Annotated in this window: 19 protein-coding genes; 7 read left to right on the plus strand and 12 right to left on the minus strand. The window is 59.1% G+C overall.

The window, feature by feature from the left end; translation table 11 throughout:
* Nucleotides 1-6: 6 nt before the first annotated feature.
* From glcE to FKCLFG_RS14195, 4 genes are all read right to left on the minus strand, one after another.
* Nucleotides 7-1098: a glycolate oxidase subunit GlcE gene (glcE, locus tag FKCLFG_RS14180; RefSeq protein ID WP_472613724.1), complete on the minus strand. Its 1092-nt coding sequence runs from the start codon at nucleotides 1096-1098 to the stop codon at nucleotides 7-9.
* Nucleotides 1099-1123: 25 nt separating this feature from the next.
* Nucleotides 1124-2611, minus strand: a complete 1488-nt coding sequence (locus tag FKCLFG_RS14185; RefSeq protein WP_472613725.1) for an FAD-linked oxidase C-terminal domain-containing protein — start codon at nucleotides 2609-2611, stop codon at nucleotides 1124-1126.
* A 289-nt stretch (nucleotides 2612-2900) separates the two neighbouring features.
* Nucleotides 2901-3803 (minus strand): LysR substrate-binding domain-containing protein, encoded by a 903-nt coding sequence (locus tag FKCLFG_RS14190; RefSeq protein ID WP_472613726.1) that lies wholly within the window; start codon nucleotides 3801-3803, stop codon nucleotides 2901-2903.
* Nucleotides 3785-5218, minus strand: coding sequence for an FAD-binding oxidoreductase (locus FKCLFG_RS14195; protein ID WP_472613727.1), 1434 nt, complete (start codon nucleotides 5216-5218; stop codon nucleotides 3785-3787). The genes FKCLFG_RS14190 and FKCLFG_RS14195 overlap by 19 nt, the downstream gene beginning before the upstream one ends.
* A 133-nt stretch (nucleotides 5219-5351) precedes the next feature.
* On the opposite strand from FKCLFG_RS14195, the gene FKCLFG_RS14200 reads away from it, so the two are divergent.
* Both FKCLFG_RS14200 and kefC read left to right on the plus strand, forming a co-directional pair.
* Nucleotides 5352-5909 (plus strand): cob(I)yrinic acid a,c-diamide adenosyltransferase, encoded by a 558-nt coding sequence (locus FKCLFG_RS14200; RefSeq protein ID WP_472613728.1) that lies wholly within the window; start codon nucleotides 5352-5354, stop codon nucleotides 5907-5909.
* 79 nt (nucleotides 5910-5988) lie between these two features.
* On the plus strand, nucleotides 5989-7809 hold the full coding sequence (gene kefC, locus FKCLFG_RS14205) for a glutathione-regulated potassium-efflux system protein KefC (RefSeq protein ID WP_472613729.1): 1821 nt from the start codon (nucleotides 5989-5991) through the stop codon (nucleotides 7807-7809).
* Nucleotides 7810-8092: 283 nt separating this feature from the next.
* Here the strand turns inward: kefC and FKCLFG_RS14210 are convergent, their stop codons facing one another.
* Nucleotides 8093-8806 (minus strand): hypothetical protein, encoded by a 714-nt coding sequence (locus FKCLFG_RS14210; RefSeq protein ID WP_472613730.1) that lies wholly within the window; start codon nucleotides 8804-8806, stop codon nucleotides 8093-8095.
* A gap of 218 nt (nucleotides 8807-9024) precedes the next feature.
* Nucleotides 9025-10674, minus strand: a complete 1650-nt coding sequence (locus FKCLFG_RS14215) for a diguanylate cyclase domain-containing protein (protein ID WP_472613731.1) — start codon at nucleotides 10672-10674, stop codon at nucleotides 9025-9027.
* 509 nt (nucleotides 10675-11183) lie between these two features.
* Between FKCLFG_RS14215 and FKCLFG_RS14220 the strand changes: the two genes are divergently transcribed.
* Complete coding sequence (locus FKCLFG_RS14220; protein ID WP_472613732.1) at nucleotides 11184-12110, plus strand: hypothetical protein; 927 nt, start codon at nucleotides 11184-11186, stop codon at nucleotides 12108-12110.
* 215 nt (nucleotides 12111-12325) lie between these two features.
* Complete coding sequence (locus tag FKCLFG_RS14225) at nucleotides 12326-14740, plus strand: catalase (protein ID WP_472613733.1); 2415 nt, start codon at nucleotides 12326-12328, stop codon at nucleotides 14738-14740.
* Nucleotides 14741-14979: 239 nt separating this feature from the next.
* Here the strand turns inward: FKCLFG_RS14225 and folE2 are convergent, their stop codons facing one another.
* The 6 genes from folE2 to FKCLFG_RS14255 all read right to left on the minus strand — a co-directional run bounded on the left by folE2 (nucleotide 14980) and on the right by FKCLFG_RS14255 (nucleotide 20579).
* Nucleotides 14980-15795 (minus strand): GTP cyclohydrolase FolE2, encoded by an 816-nt coding sequence (gene folE2, locus FKCLFG_RS14230; RefSeq protein ID WP_472613734.1) that lies wholly within the window; start codon nucleotides 15793-15795, stop codon nucleotides 14980-14982.
* A gap of 59 nt (nucleotides 15796-15854) precedes the next feature.
* On the minus strand, nucleotides 15855-17735 hold the full coding sequence (gene dxs, locus FKCLFG_RS14235; RefSeq protein ID WP_472613735.1) for a 1-deoxy-D-xylulose-5-phosphate synthase: 1881 nt from the start codon (nucleotides 17733-17735) through the stop codon (nucleotides 15855-15857).
* 1 nt (nucleotide 17736) lies between these two features.
* On the minus strand, nucleotides 17737-18621 hold the full coding sequence (locus FKCLFG_RS14240) for a polyprenyl synthetase family protein (protein ID WP_472613736.1): 885 nt from the start codon (nucleotides 18619-18621) through the stop codon (nucleotides 17737-17739).
* Nucleotides 18622-18669: 48 nt separating this feature from the next.
* Nucleotides 18670-18924, minus strand: coding sequence for an exodeoxyribonuclease VII small subunit (locus tag FKCLFG_RS14245; protein ID WP_472613737.1), 255 nt, complete (start codon nucleotides 18922-18924; stop codon nucleotides 18670-18672).
* 101 nt (nucleotides 18925-19025) lie between these two features.
* On the minus strand, nucleotides 19026-19496 hold the full coding sequence (locus tag FKCLFG_RS14250; protein WP_472613738.1) for a CreA family protein: 471 nt from the start codon (nucleotides 19494-19496) through the stop codon (nucleotides 19026-19028).
* Between the two features lie 210 nt (nucleotides 19497-19706).
* Complete coding sequence (locus FKCLFG_RS14255; protein ID WP_472613739.1) at nucleotides 19707-20579, minus strand: S-methyl-5'-thioadenosine phosphorylase; 873 nt, start codon at nucleotides 20577-20579, stop codon at nucleotides 19707-19709.
* Nucleotides 20580-20783: 204 nt separating this feature from the next.
* Between FKCLFG_RS14255 and FKCLFG_RS14260 the strand changes: the two genes are divergently transcribed.
* The 3 genes from FKCLFG_RS14260 to FKCLFG_RS14270 all read left to right on the plus strand — a co-directional run bounded on the left by FKCLFG_RS14260 (nucleotide 20784) and on the right by FKCLFG_RS14270 (nucleotide 23378).
* The gene (locus FKCLFG_RS14260; protein WP_472613740.1) at nucleotides 20784-21146 is read left to right on the plus strand and encodes a translation initiation factor Sui1; all 363 of its coding nucleotides are present in this window, start codon (nucleotides 20784-20786) and stop codon (nucleotides 21144-21146) included.
* Nucleotides 21147-21191: 45 nt separating this feature from the next.
* Nucleotides 21192-21902 carry a hypothetical protein gene (locus FKCLFG_RS14265; protein ID WP_472613741.1) on the plus strand — a complete coding sequence of 237 codons (711 nt, stop codon included), beginning with the start codon at nucleotides 21192-21194 and terminating at the stop codon, nucleotides 21900-21902.
* Nucleotides 21903-22283: 381 nt separating this feature from the next.
* Nucleotides 22284-23378, plus strand: coding sequence for an FUSC family protein (locus FKCLFG_RS14270; RefSeq protein WP_472613742.1), 1095 nt, complete (start codon nucleotides 22284-22286; stop codon nucleotides 23376-23378).
* The last annotated feature ends 34 nt before the right edge of the window (nucleotides 23379-23412 follow it).

Genomic DNA, 23412 nt, shown 5'->3' on the forward strand with positions numbered 1-23412 from the left:
TGTGTCCTACAGATGCGCGAACATCCGGCCCGGATTGAAAACTGCGTCCGGGTCGAATGCGGTTTTCAGGTTGCGGTGTATCCGGTCGATGGCCGGGGCCAGCGGCTGGAACACGCCAACCGACTTGTCGCCGCCGCGAAACAGGGTCGCGTGGCCGCCGGCCTGAAACGCCGCGGCGCGCACGATGGCTGCAGCGGCTGCGCTGGAATCGGTCTTCAGCCAACGCTGTGCGCCGCCCCATTCGATCAATTGCGCATATTCTTCCAGCAGCGGCGCCGTCATGCCCGGCACCGACAAGCGCCACAAAACCGCTTGTTCAGCATCGTCATCAAAATCGTCAAAGAAGCCGTTGCTCTGTTCGCGCAACGGAACCCAGAACTGTTCGGCATCCTCATCCCGCACTGGCTCGCCGCCCAACTTGCTCTGCGCGGCAGACACCGCCGCTTGCGCGCCCGACAGGCGCAGGATCAGCACGCCGTCATGCCAGGCGCTGGCCGAAATCGGCAACGGCTGGCCGGCCCAGGCATTGAGTTGCGTGATCGCCTGCGCCTGCTCCAGCTCGAAGCGCAAGGTGGCTTCGGCGAACGGTTTCGGCAATACCTTGAACGACACTTGCAGGATCAGGCCCAGCGTTCCCATCGATCCGGCCAGCAGCCGCGAGACATCGTAGCCGGCCACGTTCTTCATCACCTGGCCGCCGAAACGCAAGACTTCGCCGCTTCCATCCAGCAGCGTTGCGCCCAGCGCGAAATCGCGCAGCGCGCCGGCGGCAGGACGACGTGGGCCGGACAGGCCGCTGGCGAACACGCCGCCGATGGTGGCACCGTCGCCGAAATGCGGCGGCTCGAACGCCAGCATCTGACTCTCGGCTGCCAGCGCCGCCTCGATTTCCGCCAGCGGCGTGCCGCAGCGGGCGGTGATCACCAGTTCGGTCGGATCGTAAGCGACGATGCCGCGATAAGCGCGGGTATCGAGCGGCGCACCGGCCAATGTTTGGCCGTACCAGTCTTTGCTGCCACCGCCATGAATGCGCAGCGCGGTCTTGTCAGCAGTTGCGCTATGCACTTGCTGTTTGAAATGCTGTAACACTTGCTCCATCATTTACCCGATCGATTCATTAAACTTAAAAACGCGGCAAATCCGCAAACTTCAGCTGGCCGCCGGAAACCCGCATTTTTCCGTATTCGGCGCAGCGCTGCAGGGTCGGGATCGCCTTGTCGGGGTTGAGCAGAAAGGCCGGATCGAAAGCGCGCTTGACGGCGATGAAGGCGGCGATTTCGAGCGCGGTAAACTGCACGCACATCGAACCGATCTTCTCGATGCCGACGCCATGCTCGCCGGTAATGGTGCCGCCGACTTCGACGCACAGCGCCAAAATTTCTGCACCGAAGCGTTCGGCGCGGTCGAACTCGCCTTCCAGATTGGCATCGAACAAAATCAGCGGGTGCAAGTTGCCGTCGCCGGCATGAAATACGTTGGCGCAGCGCAGGCCGTACTTGATTTCCATCTGCGAAATGCCGAGCAATACCTGGGCCAGATTCTTGCGTGGGATGGTGCCGTCCATGCAATAGTAATCGGGCGAAATCCGGCCGGCGGCGGGAAACGCGTTCTTGCGGCCGGACCAGAAGCGCATCCGTTCGGCCTCGTTTTGCGACACCGTGATCGCGGTCGCGCCGCACTCCTTGAGCACCGCGCTCATGCGCGCAATGTCTTCTTCCACCTCTTCGATGGTGCCGTCCGACTCGCACAGCAAAATCGCTTCGGCGTCGATGTCGTAACCGGCCTTGACGAACGGCTCCACCATCCGGGTTGAGGTCTTGTCCATCATCTCCAGCCCGGCCGGGATCACGCCGGCGGCAATCACGTTGGCGACTGCGTTGCCGCAACGCACCACATCGTCGAACGACGCCATGATGACGCGCGCGGTGTGCGGTTTCGGGATCAGTTTCACCGTCACCTCGGTGACGATTCCCAGCATCCCTTCGGAGCCGATGAACACCGCCAGCAAATCCAGCCCGGACGCATCCAGCGCGCCGTTGCCGAGTTCGATGATGTCGCCGTCGATGGTGACAGCCCGCACCCGCATCACGTTGTGGACGGTCAGGCCGTATTTCAGGCAATGCACGCCGCCGGAATTTTCGGCCACGTTGCCGCCGATGGTGCAGGCGATTTGCGATGACGGATCGGGCGCGTAATACAAGCCGTGCTGGGCGGCGGCGTCGGAAATCGCCAGATTGCGCACGCCCGGCTGCACCACCGCGGTACGCGACGCCGGATCGAGCGCGACGATGCGGTTGAGCTTGACCAGCGACAGCACCACGCCGTCGGCAATCGGCATCGCGCCGCCGGACAAGCCGGTGCCGGCGCCGCGCGGCACGATCGGTACCGCCAGCTCGCGGCAGGTTTGCATGATCGCCACCACTTGCGCCTCGTTTTGCGGCAGCAGCACCACCATCGGCAGGCGGCGATACGCAGCCAGCCCGTCGCATTCGTAGGGCCGGGTATCTTCCTCGTTAAAGAGGATGCAATCGGCCGGCAGCAGCGCGCGCAAGGCAGCCACCACCTCGCGTTGCCGCTCCGGCATAAAAGTCGGTTCTGTAGGCGCATTCATGGGCGAGTCCTAATACGGGTGAGGCGGATAAGATAGGTAAAACGGAGTGACACCTTATCACCGCTGTTTCAGTCACAAATAGCAGCAATGCACAAACCATTTTTTACTTTTGGTGACGCTATGGGTAAAAGCATTGCAAGCGGGATTGTGCCAAAAAAGCGTTTTTATGTGGCGTGAAATATTTTCACCCATCCTACGGCATTAATCATTAAAACCGGGGTATGAATAGCATGCGCAATAAATACATGCGGAAAATACATTGTTTATTGATATACCCAGCCAAGTACAATTATTTTATATGCTTGAAAGTCGCAGTCAGCCAGGCGATGAAGGTGGCCACTTCGGGACGCTCCAGCACTTGCTGCTCGTAGACCAGGTAATACGCGTGCGGCGGCGTGTGCAGATGCACGTCGAAAATTGGCACCACTTCGCCGGTAGCGATCGCGTTCTGGGCGAAATGCTTGCGCGTGAGCGCCACGCCGTTGCCGTGCCGGGCTGCTTCCAGCAGCAAACCCAGGTCGTCGACCCGAAAGCCGGTGGTCGGCTCCGGCCAGTCCAGCCCGGCCGCTTCGAACCACGGTTGCCACGGCTCCAGCGGCGAGCGCAGCAAGGTTGCGCGCTTGAGGTCGGCCGGAGCGGCGAGGCCGCCGATCTGCTCCAGATAGCGCGGGCTGGCTACCGCGAACACCGCTTCCTCGAACAATTTTTCAGCCACTTGGCTCTGGTATTCGCCGGTGCCGAAGCGCACTTCCAGATCGGCTTCGGACAGGCTCAGGTCATACAGCGGCACCGACAGAAAGGCTTCCAGAATGATCTCCGGATGCGCGCGCACGAACTCTTCCAGCCGCGGGATCAGAAAGCAGCGGGCGAAGGTCGGCGGCACCGTGATTTTGACTTTGGGCTGGGAAATGGCCTTTTTGTGCGGCAGCGGAAAATCGGTCAGGGTGCGCAGCGCCACCCGCACCACATCCAGATAACGGCGGCCGAATTCGGACAGGCTGACGGCCCGGCCATCGCGATTGAACAGCCGCTCGCCGGTGTAATCTTCCAGCAACCGGATCCGGTGCGACAGCGCCGAGGGCGTGATGCACAACTCTACGGCGGCCAGCGCAAACGAGTTATAGCGCGCCGCCGATTCGAATGCCGACAACGCATGCACAGGGGGGAGCCGGGTTAGTGCGCGGGTTGCCATCTGATGATTTTTCCAGGGTTCATGAGGTTGTGCGGGTCTAGCGCATGCTTGATCAGGCGCATGGTATCGATCGCTGCCGCGCCATGCTCCTGCACCAGAAAGTCCATCTTGTGTAGTCCGACGCCATGCTCGCCGGTGCAAGTGCCGTCCATCTCGATGGCGCGCGTGACCATGCGCGCATTGACGCTTTCGGCTTCTGCAATAGCGACGGCATCGGCCGGGTCGACCAGCAACAGCACATGGAAGTTGCCGTCGCCGACATGGCCGATGATCGAATGCGGGATGCCGCTGGCTTCGCAGTCGGCCTGGGTGGCCAGAATGCACTCGGCCAAACGTGAAATCGGCACGCAGCAATCGGTGGTGATGGCGCGCCAGCCGGGGCGCATTTGCAGCAGGGCGAAATAGGCATTGTGACGCGCTGTCCAGAGCCGGGTGCGGTCTTCCGGCCGGGTCGCCCATTCGAATCCGCTGGCGCCGTGTTCGGCCGCGATTTCCTGCACCCGCTGCGCCTGCTCTTGCACGCCGTGCTCGCTGCCGTGAAATTCGAACAGCAGCAGCGGCTTGACCGGCAACTCCAGTTTGTCGTGGGCGTTGATCGCCTTGACGCTGTTTTCATCCAGGAATTCGACCCGCGCCACCGGCACGCCCATCTGGATGGTTTCGATCACGGTGTTGACCGCGTCGGCCACGCTGGGGAAGGAACAGACCGCCGCCGAAATCGATTCCGGCAGCGGATACAGGCGCACCGTCACTTCGGTGATCACGCCCAGCGTGCCTTCGCTGCCGACAAACAGGCGCGTCAAGTCATAGCCGGCCGAAGATTTTTTGGCGCGGGTGCCGGTCTGGATGACGCTGCCGTCGGCGGTGACGACCGTCAGCTTCAGCGTGTTCTCGCGCATGGTGCCGTACCGCACCGCATTGGTGCCGGAGGCGCGGGTCGCCGCCATCCCGCCCAGCGAGGCATCGGCGCCCGGATCGATCGGGAAAAACAGGCCGAAATCCTTGAGCGCCAGATTCAATTGCTTGCGGGTCACGCCGGCCTGCACGGTGGCGGTCAAATCCTCCGCATGCACCGCAATCACCGCGTCCATCTGCGACAGGTCAATCGTCAGCCCGCCCTGCACTGCCAGGATGTGCCCTTCCAGCGAGGTGCCGGTGCCGTAGGCAATCACCGGCACTTGATGCGCGCCGCACAGGCGCACTGCGGCGGCGACTTCCTCGGTGCTGCGGGCAAAAACCACCGCGTCCGGCAGCATCGGATCATACGAGGATTCGTCGCGGCCATGATGCGCGCGCACCGCCTGCGCCACCGAAAAACGTGCACCGAAAAGTGCCGCAAGCGCTGATGCAAAGGCTGCCGGCAAGTCGGACGATAAAGTTTTTTCGGTTGCCTGTAACTGCTCTATGTGGTTCATTTTGGTCTCCAAATAAGTGCCTGATTTTACTCCGCAGCACCGCCCGGCGCATATTTACAACGTCGGGTCTGGCACCGAAAGGCGCGAATTGACGTATTCTTGAACTCCTTTTCCACCAACCAGAATCGACATCATGGGCAATCGGCTTTCCAAGATAGCAACACGCACCGGCGACAAGGGCACCACCGGCTTAGGCGACGGCAGCCGCATCGACAAGGACAGCCTGCGGATTGCCGCAATGGGCGATGTGGACGAACTCAACTCGCAGCTCGGCGTGCTGCTGTGCGAACCGCTGCCCGACGCATTGCGCGAGGAATTGCTGTCGATTCAGCACGACCTGTTCGACCTGGGCGGCGAACTCTGCATCCCCGGCTATACGATGATCACGCCGGTGCAAGTCACCCGGCTCGATCACCTGCTGGAGAAATACAACGCCGATCTGACGCCGCTGCGCGACTTCATCCTGCCCGGCGGCTCACGCGCCGCAGCGCAGGCGCACGTCTGCCGCACCATCTGCCGCCGCGCCGAACGCACCATCGTCAGCCTGGGCAAAACCGAGAAAATTAACGATGCGCCGCGCCAATATACGAACCGTTTGTCCGATCTGCTGTTCGTGCTGTCACGCGTGCTGAACCGCTTTGCCGGCGGCAGCGACGTGATCTGGGAAAAGGAACGGGATCGCACTATCTGAGTTTAAGTAGTGCAGGCCTCCGTGCCTGCACTACTGCCATATACAGTATTCCCGTGCTCTTCCCTGATCGGAACCCGCGATGGAACACGACCTGCTATCGAATGCGCTGATCTATCTGGGCGCCGCCGTGCTGGCAGTACCGCTGGCGAAACGCCTGGGGCTGGGCGCGGTGCTCGGCTATCTGCTGGCCGGAATGGCAATCGGACCATGGGGCTTGGGCCTGATCGCGGGGGTCGAAGCCATGCTGCATTTTTCCGAATTCGGCGTGGTCATGCTGCTGTTTCTGATCGGGCTCGAACTTGAGCCGAAGCGGCTGTGGTCGCTGCGCCAGCCAATCTTCGGCTGGGGCGGGTTACAAGTCGGCGCCTGTACTGCAGCCTTGTTCGCCGCCGCGCTGGCGCTCGGCGCTGATTGGAAAACGGCGCTGATCGCAGCACTCGGCTTGTCGCTGTCGTCGACCGCGATTGCGCTGGCGACGCTGGAGGAACGCAACCTGAAGGCGACTCCGGCCGGTTCGGCCGGGTTCTCGATCCTGCTGTTTCAAGACATCGCGGCGATTCCGATGATCGCCTTGATTCCATTGATCGGGGCGGCGCCGGTTGCCGGCCAGGGTTCGGGCTTGCTGGTTGCGTTGAAACTAGCAGCGGTGATTGCGCTCCTGGTCCTGTGCGGGCGTTACCTGCTGCGTCCGCTGCTGCGCATCATTGCCAACACCGGCATGCGCGAGATATTCACCGCATTCGCGCTGCTACTGGTGATTGCGATCGGCGCTTTGATGCAATGGGTCGGCATGTCAATGGCGCTCGGCACCTTCCTGGCCGGCGTGCTGCTGGCCGATTCCGAATACCGGCACGCGCTGGAAACCGACCTCGAACCGTTCAAGGGCTTGCTGCTCGGCCTGTTCTTCATTGCGGTCGGGATGGCGGTCGATGTCGGCGTGCTGCTGGAGCGGCCATTGCTGGTCGGCAGCCTGGTACTGGGCTTTCTGGCGCTCAAGAGCGCAGTGCTGTACTTGCTCGGCCGGCGCTTCGGGATTGCGCGCGGGCAGCAAGTCTTGTTCGCTTTTCTATTGGCGCAAGGCGGCGAATTCGCGTTCGTGGTGTTTGGCGCCGCAGCCGCCGCCCGCGTATTCACCGCGCCAATCGCCTCGCTGCTGCTGGTCGTGGTGGCGTTGTCGATGGTGGCCACGCCGCTGTTGCTGCTGCTGTATGACCAGCTGATCGCACCGCGCTTGCGCAAACTGGAGCAGCGCCCTGACGACCGGATCGAACCGCAAGACAACCCGGTCATCATCGCCGGCTTCGGCCGCTTCGGCCAGATCATCGGCCGCCTGCTGCTGGCCAACCGCATCCGCGCCACCGTGCTGGACCACGATCCGGACCAGGTCGATCTGGTGCGCAAATTCGGCTTCAAGGTGTTCTACGGCGACGCCACCCGCAGCGATCTGCTGCGCGCTGCCGGCGCCGAAACCGCCCGGATGATCGTGGTCGCGATCGACGATGTGGCGGACAGCCTGGCGCTGGTGGACGCGGTCAAGCGGCATTTCCCGCACCTGAAAATCCTGGCGCGGGCGCGCAACGTCAGTCATTACTACGATCTGATGGATCGCGGCGTGACGCTGCTGGAGCGCGAAACCTTCGAAGCCGCGCTGCAACTGGGCGGCAAGGCGCTGCAGGAACTGGGTTTTGGCAGCGAGCGGGTTGGCCAGGTAGTGCAGCAATTCCGGGACCATAATATCAAGTCGCTGCATGCGGTATATCCGCATTACCAGGACCAGAATCAGATGATCTCGCTGGCCAAGCAGGGGCGGCAGGAGCTGGAAGAGATGTTCGCCCGCGACGCCGCCGCGCTGCCGTCTGAGGCCGGCGGCAGCGCGGCGCGCAGTGAAGCGGACCAATGAGATATGCACCGATTGGGGACTGGTTTTTTGGCTGGAAATTGGCCAGCGCATAATCGGAATCGGTGACCAACCTACTGTCAGGTATCTGTTCTCAAGATTCGGCTAGGGGATGTTATTAACAGCCAGCTGAGTCATTCGCGAAATGTCTGGGTTCGACCCGAAGCGGTCTACCAGCGTTAGAAAAAGCGGACGTTCAATTTTATATTTAAAATCAGCAGCCTTCGACTCCTATCGGAGATGCTTTTACCAATCGCCATGATCATCGAGGGGCATGCCGGATATGCTAGCTCGGCAGATAAGGATGATATTGCATATCGTTCATCGGAAATCCCCATTTTCCTGATGTCATCCATGAACTTAATGCCCTAAGTTTCAATGCAAAAGCCATACCTCTCGGCAAATTTCGGACAACAACAGAAGTCCTCCCACAGGAAAGCTGCACACAAAAGCCATAGATTTTTCCGTTGGGGAAGGTGTGAATGTTATGTGTGACCATTCCAAATAAAGTAGAGCGCCCCTCAATTAATGCGGGCATTGTAATGAATTGATTTGTCGCGGCATCGGCAAATCCCTTCAGCCAGGTAATTTTTCCGTCCACATTTATATGCCCTACAGCGGATAGTTTTACCGGGAATGAACTGTCGTTGTTGATGGATATTGCGTCAAACCATCGGGCATGAATCGTTTTCTGCTTAACCCGAATACGATGAGCATCTTTTTTGAAGGTGAAGTAGACAGCGATACTCGAAAATAGCAACGAGAATGCCGACATCCATATGGAGATGGTCATGCAAACGCTCCCTGCATGTTTGGACATGCGATTTTGGTAGGTCAAAACGGATATCTTAGCTGATCGTTCGGCCGCTTTAGGAAAACTTCGTGAATGACTTGTCTTGGCCGGTAGCGGCAGATTGTGAAAGCCCGGCTCCGCCCCACTGCCGCCATTGACGATCACGATGATCGGATCACGGGTTTCGCTTCCTAGTCGGTCACGCATGCCTTCGAATCATAAAACCGAACCAAATTGCGCCCGGCATTCTTGGCTTGGTACATCGCCGCATCGGTTTGCAGGCACGACAGGTCTGTACTACTACCACATACATGACAATGTATATTTATATAATGCATATTGTACGTGCGTAAAAACATGTATTTTTATGCATACTCCTAATAAAATTAAAAGTTCTATATAATAAAAAAACGACTAACGGCGTCTTAAGCGGCCTCAACGTTTAAGGCTTCCAAGCCCTCGTCGAAAATGCAAAATCCATGCTTCCCCGCCCGTTTGGCTTGGTACATCGCGATATCGGCCTGCGACAACAATTGCGAAGGCGAGACGCTGGCGCCGGAATACAGCGCAATACCAATCGAGGCGCCGAGCGCCAATGTCTGGCCTTCTATGACAAAAGGTCTGCCGATCGCCGCCAGCAATTGCTGCGCGACGTTAATCGCCGTGTCGCGCGCCTCGCCGAGATCAGACAACAGGACGACAAATTCGTCGCCGCCAAGACGCGCCACAGTATCGATTTTCCGGCGTCCGTCCAATAAGCACGCGGCGACCCGACGCAGAACAGCATCGCCGGCCGCATGTCCAAATTGATCGTTGATCGGCTTGAAATTATCGAGATCGCAAAACAGCAGCGCAAAATACGAACCGTCGCGCTCGGCGCGCGCCAATGCTTGCTGCAGGTGATCGTCCAGCATCGCGCGGTTGTATAAACCGGTCAGCGCGTCGTGATGCGCCATAAACTCCAGCCGCGCCTCGCTCGCCTTGAGCGAAATTTCCTTTTCGCGCAACCGCCGCACCAGATAATTAAATCCGGCCACCAGATCGCCTACCTCGTCCTGACGCTTGACTGGCAGCGGCGCCAGCGGGCGTTTGCCATCCGCCATTTCGCGCATCGAACCTGCCGCATCCGTGAGCGGGCGCAATATGCGGGGCAACAGCAGCATCAATATCGCAATCATCCCGACCATGATCACCACAGAACTCTTCAGGAAAAAATCACGCATCGCCGCAATCGGGTGGAACACTTCCGCAGTAGGCATGCGTGCGACCACAAACCATCCGGTGCTGGGCACCGTCACCATGGCCGCCAGTTCTTCGATGCCCCTGGCATTGATGGTAATGCCGGTGCCGCGGTAACCGGCCATGGCCCGATCATGCAACAGATTCACGCCGGCGGCCGGGGTCGGCGTCAACACCATGACCGGGTCGCTGGCGCCGACGAACAGTTTATCGGCCGGTGAGACCAAAAGGAATCCGCCCGTTGCGCCGAGCCGGGTTGTTTGCAGGCGATCGAGAAAGCCGGGCATATTGAGCCCGGCCGCTCCCGTCAGCACCGCCACCACATGCTTGTCGGCGTCGCGCACCGCTACCGCCATGATCAAGATCGGCTCACCGCCGACGCGTCCGCGTTGCGGCTTGCTGATCACCGGCGCGTCGATGCCCAGCGCGGCCTGAAACCAGTCGGAATCTGAAAAAACCAGCTTATCGCGCCCGTCCACCACCGGATATTGCGCCAGCAGGCCGCTGCCATCCGGCCGCAGCACCATCAACCCGCTAAACAACGGGCTCATTCGCTGCCGTTCCTGAACCCAAAGCGCCAGATCCTCGGGCTGCTGCAACAGCGCGAGCGGCAGCGCCGCACCCAGTTCGCCGATCAGCGCGCGGCGCGTCTGGATACTATGATCGATGTCGCGCGCGACATAAGACGCAATCGACAAGTGCTGCGCGGCCACCAAGTCACGCACGAGTTCCTGCGCAAACGGCAGCGCAATCAACATGCGCACCAAGACGCCGGCCACGACAAGCAATACGCCGAGCGCGATGATGCGGAACTTCATGCTTTGGAAAATTGACATGAGGCAATTTTACCGAAAATTGATGCGCGAGTATTTGAGAAATAACAGGGGTGGAGTCAAATTAAGGCAACCACATCAGTCAGTAATCATTCAAGTCAAACCTGAGAGGATGTAGTCCGGCTGCGGACTTGATTTAACCATATACAGGGCAATGTATATTTTATTACACGCATTTTCAATGCGTATAAATATGAATTTTTATGCATACTCCATTCAAAATTTATAATGCGTTGTAACAAGGAAACGATCAAGATGCCTAACAGAACTATCGTCGTTTCGCGAAATCGAATCGTGCCATGTTTGTTCGGCATCAATATAGCGCAATAAATACACAATATATTTGGAAAGCAAGCAATTGAATACGCCCGGTTTAATGCGGTCCTAGATATTAGTCCTACAGCAATTAATTAGCGCCGGCCTTCAAGCCGGCGAAGCTAGCCTTGATATCCGATTCGAGGGCGCGGTTTCAAACTGGAGCGTGTTTTACGATAAAAATAAAAGGAGAAATCATGCAAGATCAATCCACGGCTGCTGGCATTTATACACTGGGCAGCGACAGTCGAAGCGCTGGTTTTGACGGCAACAGTTCTGGAGTGTCATGGGGCGCTGTGCTGGCCGGAGCGGCCGCGGCTGCCGCCCTGTCACTCCTCTTGCTCATCCTGGGAATTGGGCTTGGCTTGTCGGCGGTTTCGCCTTGGTCGTATAACACAGCGACGATGGGCAAATCGACTATCCTCTGGCTTGCGTTCAGCCAGCTCGCGGCCGCTGGCATCGGCGGTTATCTGGCCGGGCGCTTGCGGGTCAAATGGGCTAGTGTTCACACCGATGAAGTGTATTTCCGCGATACCGCGCATGGCTTGCTGGCATGGGCGGTCGCAATTTTGGTGACGGCAATTTTCCTGGCGGGTGCGGTACGCGCCATAGCCAGCGGCGCCATCGATACCCTTTCCGCTGCGGGCACGGCCACAGCCGCAGCAGTGGGGGCCAGCGCCGGCAGCAATACGTCCGATGGTAGCACCGGTCCGGTCGGCTACTTTTCCGACATGCTGTTACGCTCCGATCAGACCACGCCTGCGCCCGATAATGCAGCCGCACGAGCCGAGATTGTGAAAATTTTCGTCAACGATCTACACACAGGCACCGGTACTCTGGCCGCTGACGACAAACAATATCTCGCGCGCCAGGTTGCCCGCAGCACCGGGTTGTCACAGTCGGATGCCAGCAAGCGGGTCGACGACGTTTATGCGCGCATGAGTAAAGCAAAAGCCGACGCCGAGGCTGCTGCAAAAGCCGCCGCCGACAAGGCACGCAAGGCCGCCGCGTACTCGGCGCTATGGATGTTTGTTGCATTGTTACTGGGCGCTTTTTTCGCTAGCGTGATGGCGACCTTTGGCGGCAAGCAGCGCGACAGCGTACAAGTCAGTACGGACCGCTAAAAGCTGACATGCAAACCTATCGTTCCCAACTCAGGAGATTTCTCTATGCGCTCAATCCTGTTATTGCTTCTCGGCATCCCGATTCCCATCATTATTTTAATCGCGTTATTCACTTAAAACTCGTTTGATCAAGCCCGCAAGCCGATGCACTTTTTTTCGCAAGGCTTACCCATCCCTTGAATACGCATTGATTACATTCTCGCGAGGTATATCTCATGGTTAAACGCAAAAATTCGACACCGTCGATCGCCGGTGCCGGTTCAATTTTGAGCACAGTCTCCGGCCCTTCTGCTGCCGAACCGCCAGACAGCCTGAGCAGCAAAGAAGCGGCACCCAATCAACTTCTGGAAAAGGTCGTGGCCGGGCAGGCGCTGTCGGCGCAAATGCCATACAACCCCACCAAGTCCGGCGAATATGGCGATGCTGCGCGTACACCGCAACCGGGCGCAAACGCCCAACCGGCCAGGGATTCGGCCACCGCTTCCACCGCCACTGAAATTAACCCGTCGCCGAAAGTGGGCGCGGGGCAACCTTTGACCGGCAGCAATCCCGCCGCTGCGCCGCTGGACCGGATGCGGGTCGATGCCGGCGGCCAAATGCTGACGACCAATCAGGGCGTGGCAGTGGCCGACAACCAGAATTCGCTGAAGATCGGACTGCGCGGGCCGACCGCGCTGGAAGACTTCATCCTGCGCGAGAAAATTACCCATTTTGACCACGAGCGGATTCCCGAACGCGTAGTACATGCGCGCGGCTCGGCGGCCCACGGCTATTTCGAATCCTACAAAGACCTCGGCGACCTGACTCGCGCCGCGCCATTTTCTGAGGCGGGCAAGCGCACCCCGGTGTTCGTGCGTTTCTCCACCGTGGCCGGCGAGCGCGGCTCGGCCGATACCGTGCGCGACGTGCGCGGTTTCGCGGTCAAGTTCTATACCGACGAAGGCAATTGGGATCTGGTGGGCAATAACATACCGATCTTTTTTATCCAGGACGCGATGAAATTTCCCGACTTGGTGCACGCGGTCAAACCCGAAGCGCATAACGCAATACCGCAGGCGTCCAGCGCCCACGATACGTTTTGGGATTTCATGTCCCTGATGCCGGAGACGGCCCACATGATGCTGTGGATCATGTCCGACCGTGCGATCCCGCGCAGTTTGCGCATGATGCAAGGCTTTGGTGTGCACACGTTCCGACTGATGAACGCGCAGGGCGCATCGGTGTTTTGCAAATTCCACTGGAACCCGATCGCCGGCACGCATGCGCTGGCATGGGATGAAGCGGTGAAAATCGCCGGTGCCGACGGCGATTACCACCGGCGCGATTTGTGGGAGGCAATCGAGGCCGGCGCGTATCCGGAGTGGGAATTGGGAGTGCAGATTTTTTCCGAGGCAGAGGCTGAAAAATTCAGTTTTGACGTGCTCGATCCGACCAAGATTGTGCCGGAAGAATTGGTCGCGGTGATGCCGGTCGGAAAAATGACGCTGAACCGCAACCCCGATAATTTCTTCGCCGAGACCGAGCAAGTCGCGTTTTGCACCGCGCATGTGGTGCCGGGCATCGACTTCACCAACGATCCGCTGCTGCAGGGCCGCATCCATTCTTACATCGACACCCAGATCAGTCGTCTTGGCGGCGCGAATTTCCATGAAATTCCGATCAACGCGCCGCTCGCGCCGGTGTTCAACAATCAGCGCGACGGCATGCATCGGCAAGCTATCCATCGTGGCCGTGCCAATTACGAGCCGAATTCGCTCGGCGGCGGCTGTCCGTTCCAGGCCGGCATGCAGGGTTTCACCAGCTTTCCGCAACCGATTGCGGCGGACAAGGTGCGCGGCAAGGCCGAACTGTTCGCCGACCACTATTCGCAAGCGCGGCTGTTCTGGAATAGCCAGAGCCCCATCGAGCAAGCGCACATTACGTCAGCATTCCGTTTTGAGCTCACGCGGGTGCAAACGCCGGCGGTGCGCCAGCGCGTGGTGTCGATGCTGGTCAACGTGAATCCGGCGCTGGCCGCCGGCGTGGCGCAAGGGCTGGGGATCGAAGTACCCAGCGCGATGCCGCTGGCGTCCGACTTGCCGATTCCCGAATACGCGCTATCGCCGACACTTTCGCTGCTGTTTCGCCCGGGCCAGATCGGCATCCGCACCCGGCGCGTTGCGGTGCTGGTGGCGGCAGGGGTGGATGGCGCAATGGTGCAAACCATCTACGCGTCGCTGCTTGCCGACGGCGCGGTGCCGCGTTTGGTCGGCAGCCAGCTTGGCAAGGTTGCGACCAGCGACGGCGGCAGCCTCGACGTCGAAATCTCGCTCGAAGCCGGGCCGTCGGCGCTGTACGACGCGGTGGTGGTGCCGGATGGCGCGGCGGCGGCCAAAGCCTGGACGCTGGACGCCCACGCGCTGGATTTCGTGCGGGATCAATACCGGCATGGCAAGCCGATGCTGGTGATCGGCAGCGGCACGGTGCTATTGGAAAAAGCGGAAATTCCGGCTACCTTGCCGGACGGCAGCGCCGACCCTGCGCTGATCGGCACTAAGAGCGAAACGCTGGTGCAGGCGCTGGTTGCGTTCAAATCTGCGCTGGCCAGGCATCGCGCGTTCGAGCGCGAGACTAATCCGCCGCGGGTCTGATGGAGAGTTTGTAATTTGTGGAGTATGGCGAATAACATGCCATTCTCCGCATATGAAACCTGCTGAGTGCAAAAATACCCCGCAGCTTGGTAGGGCGGGTGAAACCCGCGCTGTACTGGCTTTCATAGCGTTAGGCGGGTTGCACCCGCCCTACCTGGCTGCATAATTACAAAAGCACGCAACAAAAAAGCGACCATGAGGTCGCTTTTTTGTTGCAGTGAAATCCGTTCAAACCAGGTTTAAACCCGCTTGTCGCGCTCGATCAACGCATACGCTGAATGGTTGTGGATCGATTCGAAATTCTCGGCTTCGAGCGTATAGGCCAGCACCGATTGTTCCCGATTGAGCATGCCGGCAACGTCGCGCACCAAGTCTTCGACGAACTTCGGATTGTCGTAAGCGCGTTCAGTGACGTATTTTTCATCCGGGCGCTTGAGCAAGCCGTACAGTTCGCAGGAAGCCTGCGCCTCCACCTTGGCAATCAGGTCATCGACTTGCAGATCGCCTCCCAGTAATGCGCTGACGGTGATGTGCGAGCGTTGGTTGTGGGCGCCGTAGGCCGAGATTTTCTTCGAGCATGGGCACAGGCTGGTGACTGGCACCAATACCTTCAGTGATATTTCGGCGACGCCGTTCTTGATCTCGCCGCTGAACCCGACCTCGTAGTCCATCAAGCTTTGCACGCCGGAAATAGGCGCGGTCTTGTTGACGAAGTAGGGAAAAGACAGTTCGATGCGGCCGGCATCGGCTTCCAGCAAGGTCATCATGCGCTGCATCAGATCGCGGAACATGGCCAGATCGAGCCCGCCGCGCTGCGCCGCATCCAGTCCTTCGAGCAAGGCGATGAAGCGCGACATGTGCGTGCCTTTTTGGTGCTCCGACAAATGCACATACATGTTCCAGCTGCCGACCGTAGCCTGAACCCCAGCCGAAGTTTTGACTGCCACCGGATAACGCACGCCTTTGACGCCGACGCGCTGGATTGAAATGTGCCGGGTGTCGGGCGTGCTCTGGACATCGGGAATGCTAGTCATAGGATCATCACGGGTATTCATCAAAAAAACCTTTATGTGTTGGCGTGCAAGCGCGCAGCTTGCACGCTTCCACTTAGATATTATTTAATTGCGATTGGCTGGCGCTGCGCCGCCGGCTCCAAAATGTGTTCAAAACGCTGTTGGATCGACGCCTTGATGCCATCCGCGTCGAGGCCGCACAACGTCAGCAGTTGCGCGCTATCGCCGTGGTCGATGAAGCGGTCCGGCAAACCCAGCATCAGCAGCGGCTTGATAATGCCGGCAGCCGCCAGCGCTTCAGCCACCGCAGACCCGGCACCGCCCATGATCGCGCCCTCTTCGATCGTCACCAACGCATCGTGGCTGGCAGCCAATTGCAGCACCAGTTCGGCATCGAGCGGCTTGACGAAACGCATATTGGCGACGGTTGCATCCAACTCCTCGGCCGCTAGCAGGCTTGGCGCCACCATGCTGCCGAATGCAAGTATGGCAATGCTTTTTCCAGTACGTTGGATTTCACCTTTGCCGAGGGGTATCGTGTCCAATGCCGGAGATACTGCGGCGCCGATGCCGGCACCGCGCGGATAGCGCACTGCTGCCGGACCATTATATTGGAAAGCGGTGGTGAGCATCTGACGGCACTCATTTTCGCTTGACGCAGCCATTACAACCATGTTCGGAATGCAGCGCAGATAGACCAGATCGTAATTTCCGGCGTGAGTAGCGCCGTCGGCACCGACCAAGCCGGCCCGGTCGAGCGCGAAAGTCACGTTCAAGTTTTGCAACGCGACATCGTGAATCAGCTGGTCGTAACCGCGTTGCAAAAAGGTCGAATAAATCGCCAGCACCGGCTTCATGCCTTCGCACGCCATGCCGGCGGCGAAAGTTACTCCATGTTGCTCGGCGATGCCGACATCGTAATAGCGTTTCGGAAACAGTTGCTCGAAGCGCACCATGCCGGAGCCTTCGCGCATCGCCGGCGTGATGCCGACCAGGCGCTGGTCCGCGGCCGCCATGTCGCACAGCCAGTCGCCGAACACCTGCGTATAAGTCAGCTTGCCGGCAACCGCCGGTTTAACGCCTTCCGCCGGATTGAACTTGCCGGGCCCGTGATACAGCACCGGATCGGCTTCGGCCAGCTTGTAGCCCTGGCCTTTTTTGGTGACCACATGCAGGAACTGCGGCCCTTTCAGTTTTTTCAAGTTTTGCAGGGTCGGGATCAGCGCGTCCAGATCGTGGCCGTCGATCGGGCCGATGTAATTGAAGCCGAATTCCTCGAACATGGTGGCCGGCATGATCATGCCTTTGGCGTGTTCCTCGAAACGCTTGGCCAGTTCCAGCATCGGCCCCGGCAGCACGGTCTTGCCGACTTGCCGGGCGGCCGCATAAAACTTGCCCGACATCAGGCGCGCCAGATAGCGGTTCAGCGCGCCGACCGGCGGCGAGATCGACATGTCGTTGTCGTTCAGGACCACCAGCAGGTTGATGTCGTCGTAGATGCCGGCGTTGTTCATCGCCTCGAACACCATGCCGGCAGTCATCGCTCCGTCGCCGATGACCGCAATCGCATGCCGGCCTTCGCATTTGGTGCGGGCCGCCAGCGCCATCCCGAGCGCGGCCGAAATCGAGGTGGACGAATGGGCGGTGCCGAAAGTGTCGTAAATGCTCTCGTCGCGGCGCGGAAAGCCGGAAATCCCGTTCAGTTGACGCAGCGAGTGCATCCGGTCGCGCCGCCCGGTCAGGATTTTGTGCGCGTAGGTTTGATGGCCGACATCCCAGACGATCCGATCTTCCGGCGTATTGAAAGCGTAATGCAGCGCAATCGTCAACTCGACGGTGCCGAGATTGGACGACAGATGGCCGCCGGTTTTAGATACCGAGTCGATGATGAAATGACGCAATTCATCGGCCAAAGGCCTGAGCTGCGCACGCGTCAATTTCCGCAAATCTGCGGGGCTGTCTATCTGTTTGAGTAGGTTCATACTAGGTTTTCCGTTGCACGATCAGGTCCGCCAGTTCGCGTAACCGCTGTGCCTTGTCCCCGAAAGGCAGGATTGCTGCATGCGCATCCTGCCGTAATTGTTCCGCCAACACCAAAGATGCGTCCAGCCCCAGGATCGAGACATAGGTCGGCTTGTTGTCGGCCGCATCCTTGCCGGCAGTTTTGCCCAAAGTGGCCGAATCGGCAGTGGCGTCCAGAATGTCGTCGACCACCTGGAACGCCAGCCCGATGGCGGCAGCATAGCGATCCAACGCCTGCTCTTCTGCAACTGTGAGCAGCTTGCCCGACAGCGCGCCGAGCAACACGGCTGCGCGCAGCAAGGCGCCGGTTTTCAGGCGATGCATCTGTTCCAGCTGATGCCGTGACAGATGCAGGCCGACGCTGGCCAGGTCGATGGCTTGGCCGCCGCACATGCCCAGCGAACCGGATGCCTGCGCCAACAAACGCACCATCGCCAGCTTGCAACTGGCGTCGCCGGCACCTTCAGCCAGCACCAGAAATGCCTGCGCCTGCAGCGCGTCGCCCGCCAGCAAGGCGGTGGCCTGACCGAATTTGACATGCACGGTGGGCTTGCCGCGGCGCAGCGCATCGTCGTCCATGCACGGCATGTCGTCATGCACCAGCGAATAGGCGTGGATCATTTCAACGGCGGCGGCGGCGCGCTGCAACTGCTGTTGCCCGGCTGCGAACAATTCGCCGGCAGCGAATGCCAGCAAGGGCCGCACCCGCTTGCCGCCATCCAGCACCGCGTAGCGCATGGCCAGATGCAATACTTCGGGCGCGCTAGCTTCAGGCGGCAAAAAGGACGACAGCGCCTGCTCCATCGTCGTCTGGACTGCTGCCATCCATATACTGAAAGGTTGCATAGGAGCTTGCACAGCGGGTTTCATAGCTGCCTCGCTAGCGTCCGCCATCTAGGCATCCCCCGCAGTATCGGTATCAGCAGCAAAGGGCTTCAGCATTTCGCCTTGCAGCACCTTGACCTGGTTATCCACCTTGTCGAGTTGCGCCGCGCAATACTTGATCAGCTCCGAGCCGCGCTGATATGCGGCCACGGAAGCTTCCAGCGGCAGGGTGCCGGCCTCCATTTGCGCCACCAGCTGCGCGAGTTCTGCCATCGCGTCTTCAAATGAAGCGGGAAGATTGGCGGAAGGCTGTTTTTTGGACATAAGTGATCGAATCGAGCTCTGAATGAATAGATAAGCCGCTATTTTAGAGCAAACCGCCCGCGTTCAACGCGCAGCGAACCGCGATCAACCCTGCAAACCCGCTATTTCTTGAGTGGAATGATTGTCGTGCGCGGCACCGCCACCGCAGTCACCGCATTCTTCGGGCTGCCCGTGATCAGCTTGTCGGAATAGGTCAGGTACACCAGCGTATTGCGTGCGGCGTCGACCATGCGCACCACGTGCAAGGTCTTGAAAACCAGCGAACGGCGCTCGGAAAACGCATCTTCCTGGCGCGGCAGCGTTTCCTTGAAGCGAATCGGGCCGACCTGGCGACAGGCAATCGAGACATCCGACACTTCTTCCGCCACGCCCACCATGCCGGCCACGCCGCCGCGCTCGGGCTTGGAAACGTAGCAGGCCACGCCTTCCACCTTGGGATCGTCGTATGCCTCCACCACCAGCTTGTGCGAGCCCATCAGTTTAAATTCGGTATTGACGCTGCCGATCTGCTGCGCTTGCGCAGTGCCGGACAACAGAACCGAAGAGATGAACAACAATAAAGTTTTATGCATGATGGTCGCGCTTTCTGTGTTGAATAAAAATAGTTTCGTAGTTTCGTAGGATGGGTGAAACCCATCACTTTTCAGTTGCTATCAACGCTAATGATGGGTTTCACCCATCCTACTTCCGGCTCGTGCGGCCTTGGAACTGCGTAAAGAGATGGGTTGCACCCATCCTACGGTAATCGTGTTTTTCGCAGATATCAAAGTGCGCAACATCAATTACAAGTATTTGCGCAACAACGGCTCCAGCCTTTCGCGGGTGGCGGCCGGCATCGCCGCCAGCGGCGTCACCAGCGCTTGCGCCAGCGCCTGATGCGCCAACGATGGCGGCGGATCGGCGGCCAGCCGCCGGATGCAGGCGCGCAACACCGCTTGCGCGTTCTGCGCGTTATGCATCAAATTGCCGATCGCCATTTCGGCAGTAACTGCCGCATGACTCTGATGCCAGCAATCGAAATCGGTCACCAGCGCCAGCGTCGCGTAGGCGATTTCGGCTTCCCGCGCCAGCCGCGCTTCCGGCATATTGGTCATGCCGATCACCGCTGCGCCCCAGGAACGATACAGCTGCGACTCCGCATAAGTCGAAAACGCCGGCCCCTCGATGCAGAGATAGGTGCCGCCGCGATGCAGCGTGGCGTCCGGTAGTTTGCAATCGAAAAAAGCTTGCGCCACCAGATCGGACAATGTCGCGCACACCGGCTGCGCGAAGCTGATGTGCGCCACCGCGCCCTGGCCGAAAAACGAGCCTGCGCGCTGCCTGGTCATGTCGATGAACTGATCTGGCAGCACCATATCGCGTGGCGTCAAATGCTCCTGCAGCGAACCGACGGCCGACACCGACAGCAGGTAATCGACGCCGAGCTGCTTCATGGCCCAGAGATTGGCGCGAAACGGGATTTCGGACGGCAGCAGCGCATGATTGCGCCCATGCCGCGCCAGAAACGCCACCGGCACGCCGTCCAGCAGGCCGGTGGCGATGGCGTCGGAAGGCGCGCCGAACGGGGTTTCGATATGAACTTCCTGCACCTGCTGCAAGCCGGCCATGCTGTACAGGCCGCTGCCGCCGATGATGCCGAAACGGATTTTGTTCATGATGTGCCCAGAGTGTTTTGCCGTGATTCAGGGAATTTGATGGGGTATGCTTAAAAAACATGCATTTACCGCATTATTTTAATAGCTTTCAAAAAATACACAATAGCGTATATGAATTGCGCAAATACCTTCAGCAGCGCGCTGTCAGCAGCATCTGCTAATCTGGCGGTGATACACACTTCATAAATTCCAGAGCACATACTCATGAATCGTAGCGCAAAAAGCGGCCTTGTATATTCCACCGATGTCGGACGCACATGTCCCGAATGCCGGCTTGCGCTCGCAGAGTGCGCCTGCAAAGCCAGGGCCAAGGCCGCGCCGGCAGGCGATGGCGCGGTGCGCGTGTCGCGCCAGACCAAGGGCCGGGGCGGCAAGAGCGTGACCCTCATCAAAGGGCTAGCGCTCGATTCTGTTGCGCTGGCCGTGCTGGGCAAACAGATGCGCACGGCCTGCGGTTCTGGCGGGACGGTCAAGGATGGCGTGATTGAAGTGCAGGGCGACCATTGCGAGCTGGTCATGGACGCGCTTAAAAAGCACGGCCATAGCGCGAAGCGGGTGGGCGGCTAGGCATTTGAAATACAAACGCCGGCAGACATGTTAAAGAAAGAAATAATGACGATCATCGAACTACCTTTTCGGGCAACAACGGCGCAGGCATGCGACTGGCTTGCGCAGCAAACCGGCACGCCATGGGCATTGGCGCGCATGATAGAGAACGGCTTGACCCCCTACGTCTGGCTGGACTATGACGCCGACTATCCTGCGCTGTTCGGCGACGCCAACGGCGGCTATCCGGCGCCGATTTTTTTCGAAGGCGATACCCAGCGGCTTGCAGCGGGAAGCGAGGATGTGCTCATCACGATCACGAAAGACGCCTACAAGATAGCGACCCAACTCAAGCCGCCGGGCTTTCGACGGGCTTTACATGAGTTGCGTTTTCTGAAGAAGGATCTGGAGCGCTTGGCAAGCAAACTCAAGCGCGAGGCCGAGCCCGAACCGGTCAAAATTGCGGCGGCAATGGAATCACAGGCTGGCATCAACAAGGAGCAGGTGCTGATCGCATTTGCCAGCCTAGTGAAAATGGATCTGGAACAGGCCCTTGAAAGTGGCGGCGGTCTATTCGGCGATGATGGCGCAAGGGTCAAAGGCAGCGCCAAAAAGGCAAAAAACAAAGCGGTGTGGAACCCGGTCACGCTGGCGCTGGGATTAAATGATCTGTACCGGGTGCCAATGCCGCATCTGAAAAGAGCTTTCAATGCGCATGATTTTTTGTACGAATGGGCCGCGGAATGGAACCATACGCTGGCGCTGCTGGGCAAATAAGGCGCCAGCGTCGCAGCCATTTTCTTCCCTTTGCGCCCGGGCCGGGCTCCGGCATTCACCTGCGACCGTGTCAACGGTGGCAACGGCCGCAATGCAGCGATTCCGGACATCGGAAAATGATGACTTTGGAATGCTGGTGTGGCAAGCAAGGTTTCGTGCGGAGAATTTCTGAACGGCCGCTGCTCTGTCGGTTGCTGTCGTTCAAGGCGTCGCAAGCAAAATTCTGTTTTGCCAGGTCACGAAAGGCAGCTTCCGTATAACACGAAACACGAACTAACCCTCACGACCCAAAGCAGCCAAATCATGTATCTAAGTAAAATGGCCGTGTTTCACTGTTCTCTCGGTCGGAGAACAGAATAAACATCACAGAAAGGGAAATCAATGACGTGGTTGAGCCGTTGGAGGAAGTTGCAAGTGCTGATGTGGGAAGAACTGCGTCATCTGACGACGATCCACGCCAGCGACCGGCTATGGCAGATGCCATTTGCTGCTGCGCTTGCTTCGGGGCTGCCGCTACTGATCGGTGCGTATTTCAATCGCTTGGATTACGGACTGGTTTCGTCGCTCGGCGGGCTCGTATTTCTCTATATGCCCAGCACGCCTTTGTATCACCGCATGATATCGGTAATGGCTTGCGCGTTTGGCATGGCTGCCTGCTATGCGCTGGGGCTGATGAGCCACTTTTTTGCGCCGGCCATGATGCCAGTGCTGGTCTTTACCGCCATTCTGGTGACGATGGTCTGCCGCTTTTACGGCGTAGGGCCGCCGGGCAGCCTGTTTTTCATCATGGCCGCATCGATCGGTGCCTATTCGCCGGTGGAGTTGTTGCAGCTGCCGCTGATGGTGGGGCTGCTCACCATGGGCTGTCTGCTCGCTTGCCTGATCGGGTTGGTCTATAGCGTCTATATATTACGGAAGCAGGCACCAAAACCAGTGGCGCCATTGCCGCCACCGACCTTCGATTTCGTGGTGTTCGACTCGGTGGTGATCGGCGTGTTTGTGGGCATTTCGCTGGCAGCGGCGCAGCTGCTGCAATTGCAGAATGCCTACTGGGTTCCGGTCAGTTGCCTGGCCGTGATTCAGGGCGCATCGCTGCGCGCCGTGTGGAACAAGCAACTGCACCGGGTGATCGGTACCAGCATCGGGCTCCTGGTGTCCTGGGCCTTGTTATTGCTCCCGCTGGACAAATGGAGCATTTCCCTGACGATGATGGCGCTGGCCTTCGTGATCGAGTTGACGGTGGTGAGGCACTATGCCTTTGCCGTCATCTTCATCACGCCCCTGACAATCCTGCTGGGAGAAGCGGCCACGTTAGGACACGGTTCGCCTTCCGCGCTCATCCAGGCACGGTTCTTCGATACCGTCCTCGGGTGCTTCGTGGGTCTTGTCGGCGGAATCTGCCTGCACAGCCCGCGCTTTCGTGACGTGGCGGGTAGCCAAATGCGGCGTCTGATGCCGTCGCGTCCCGCGCCATGAGGACTTCGGCTACGCCATTTAAACGTTGCGGCTC

It is taken from the genome of Gelidimonas denitrificans (assembly GCF_055694065.1).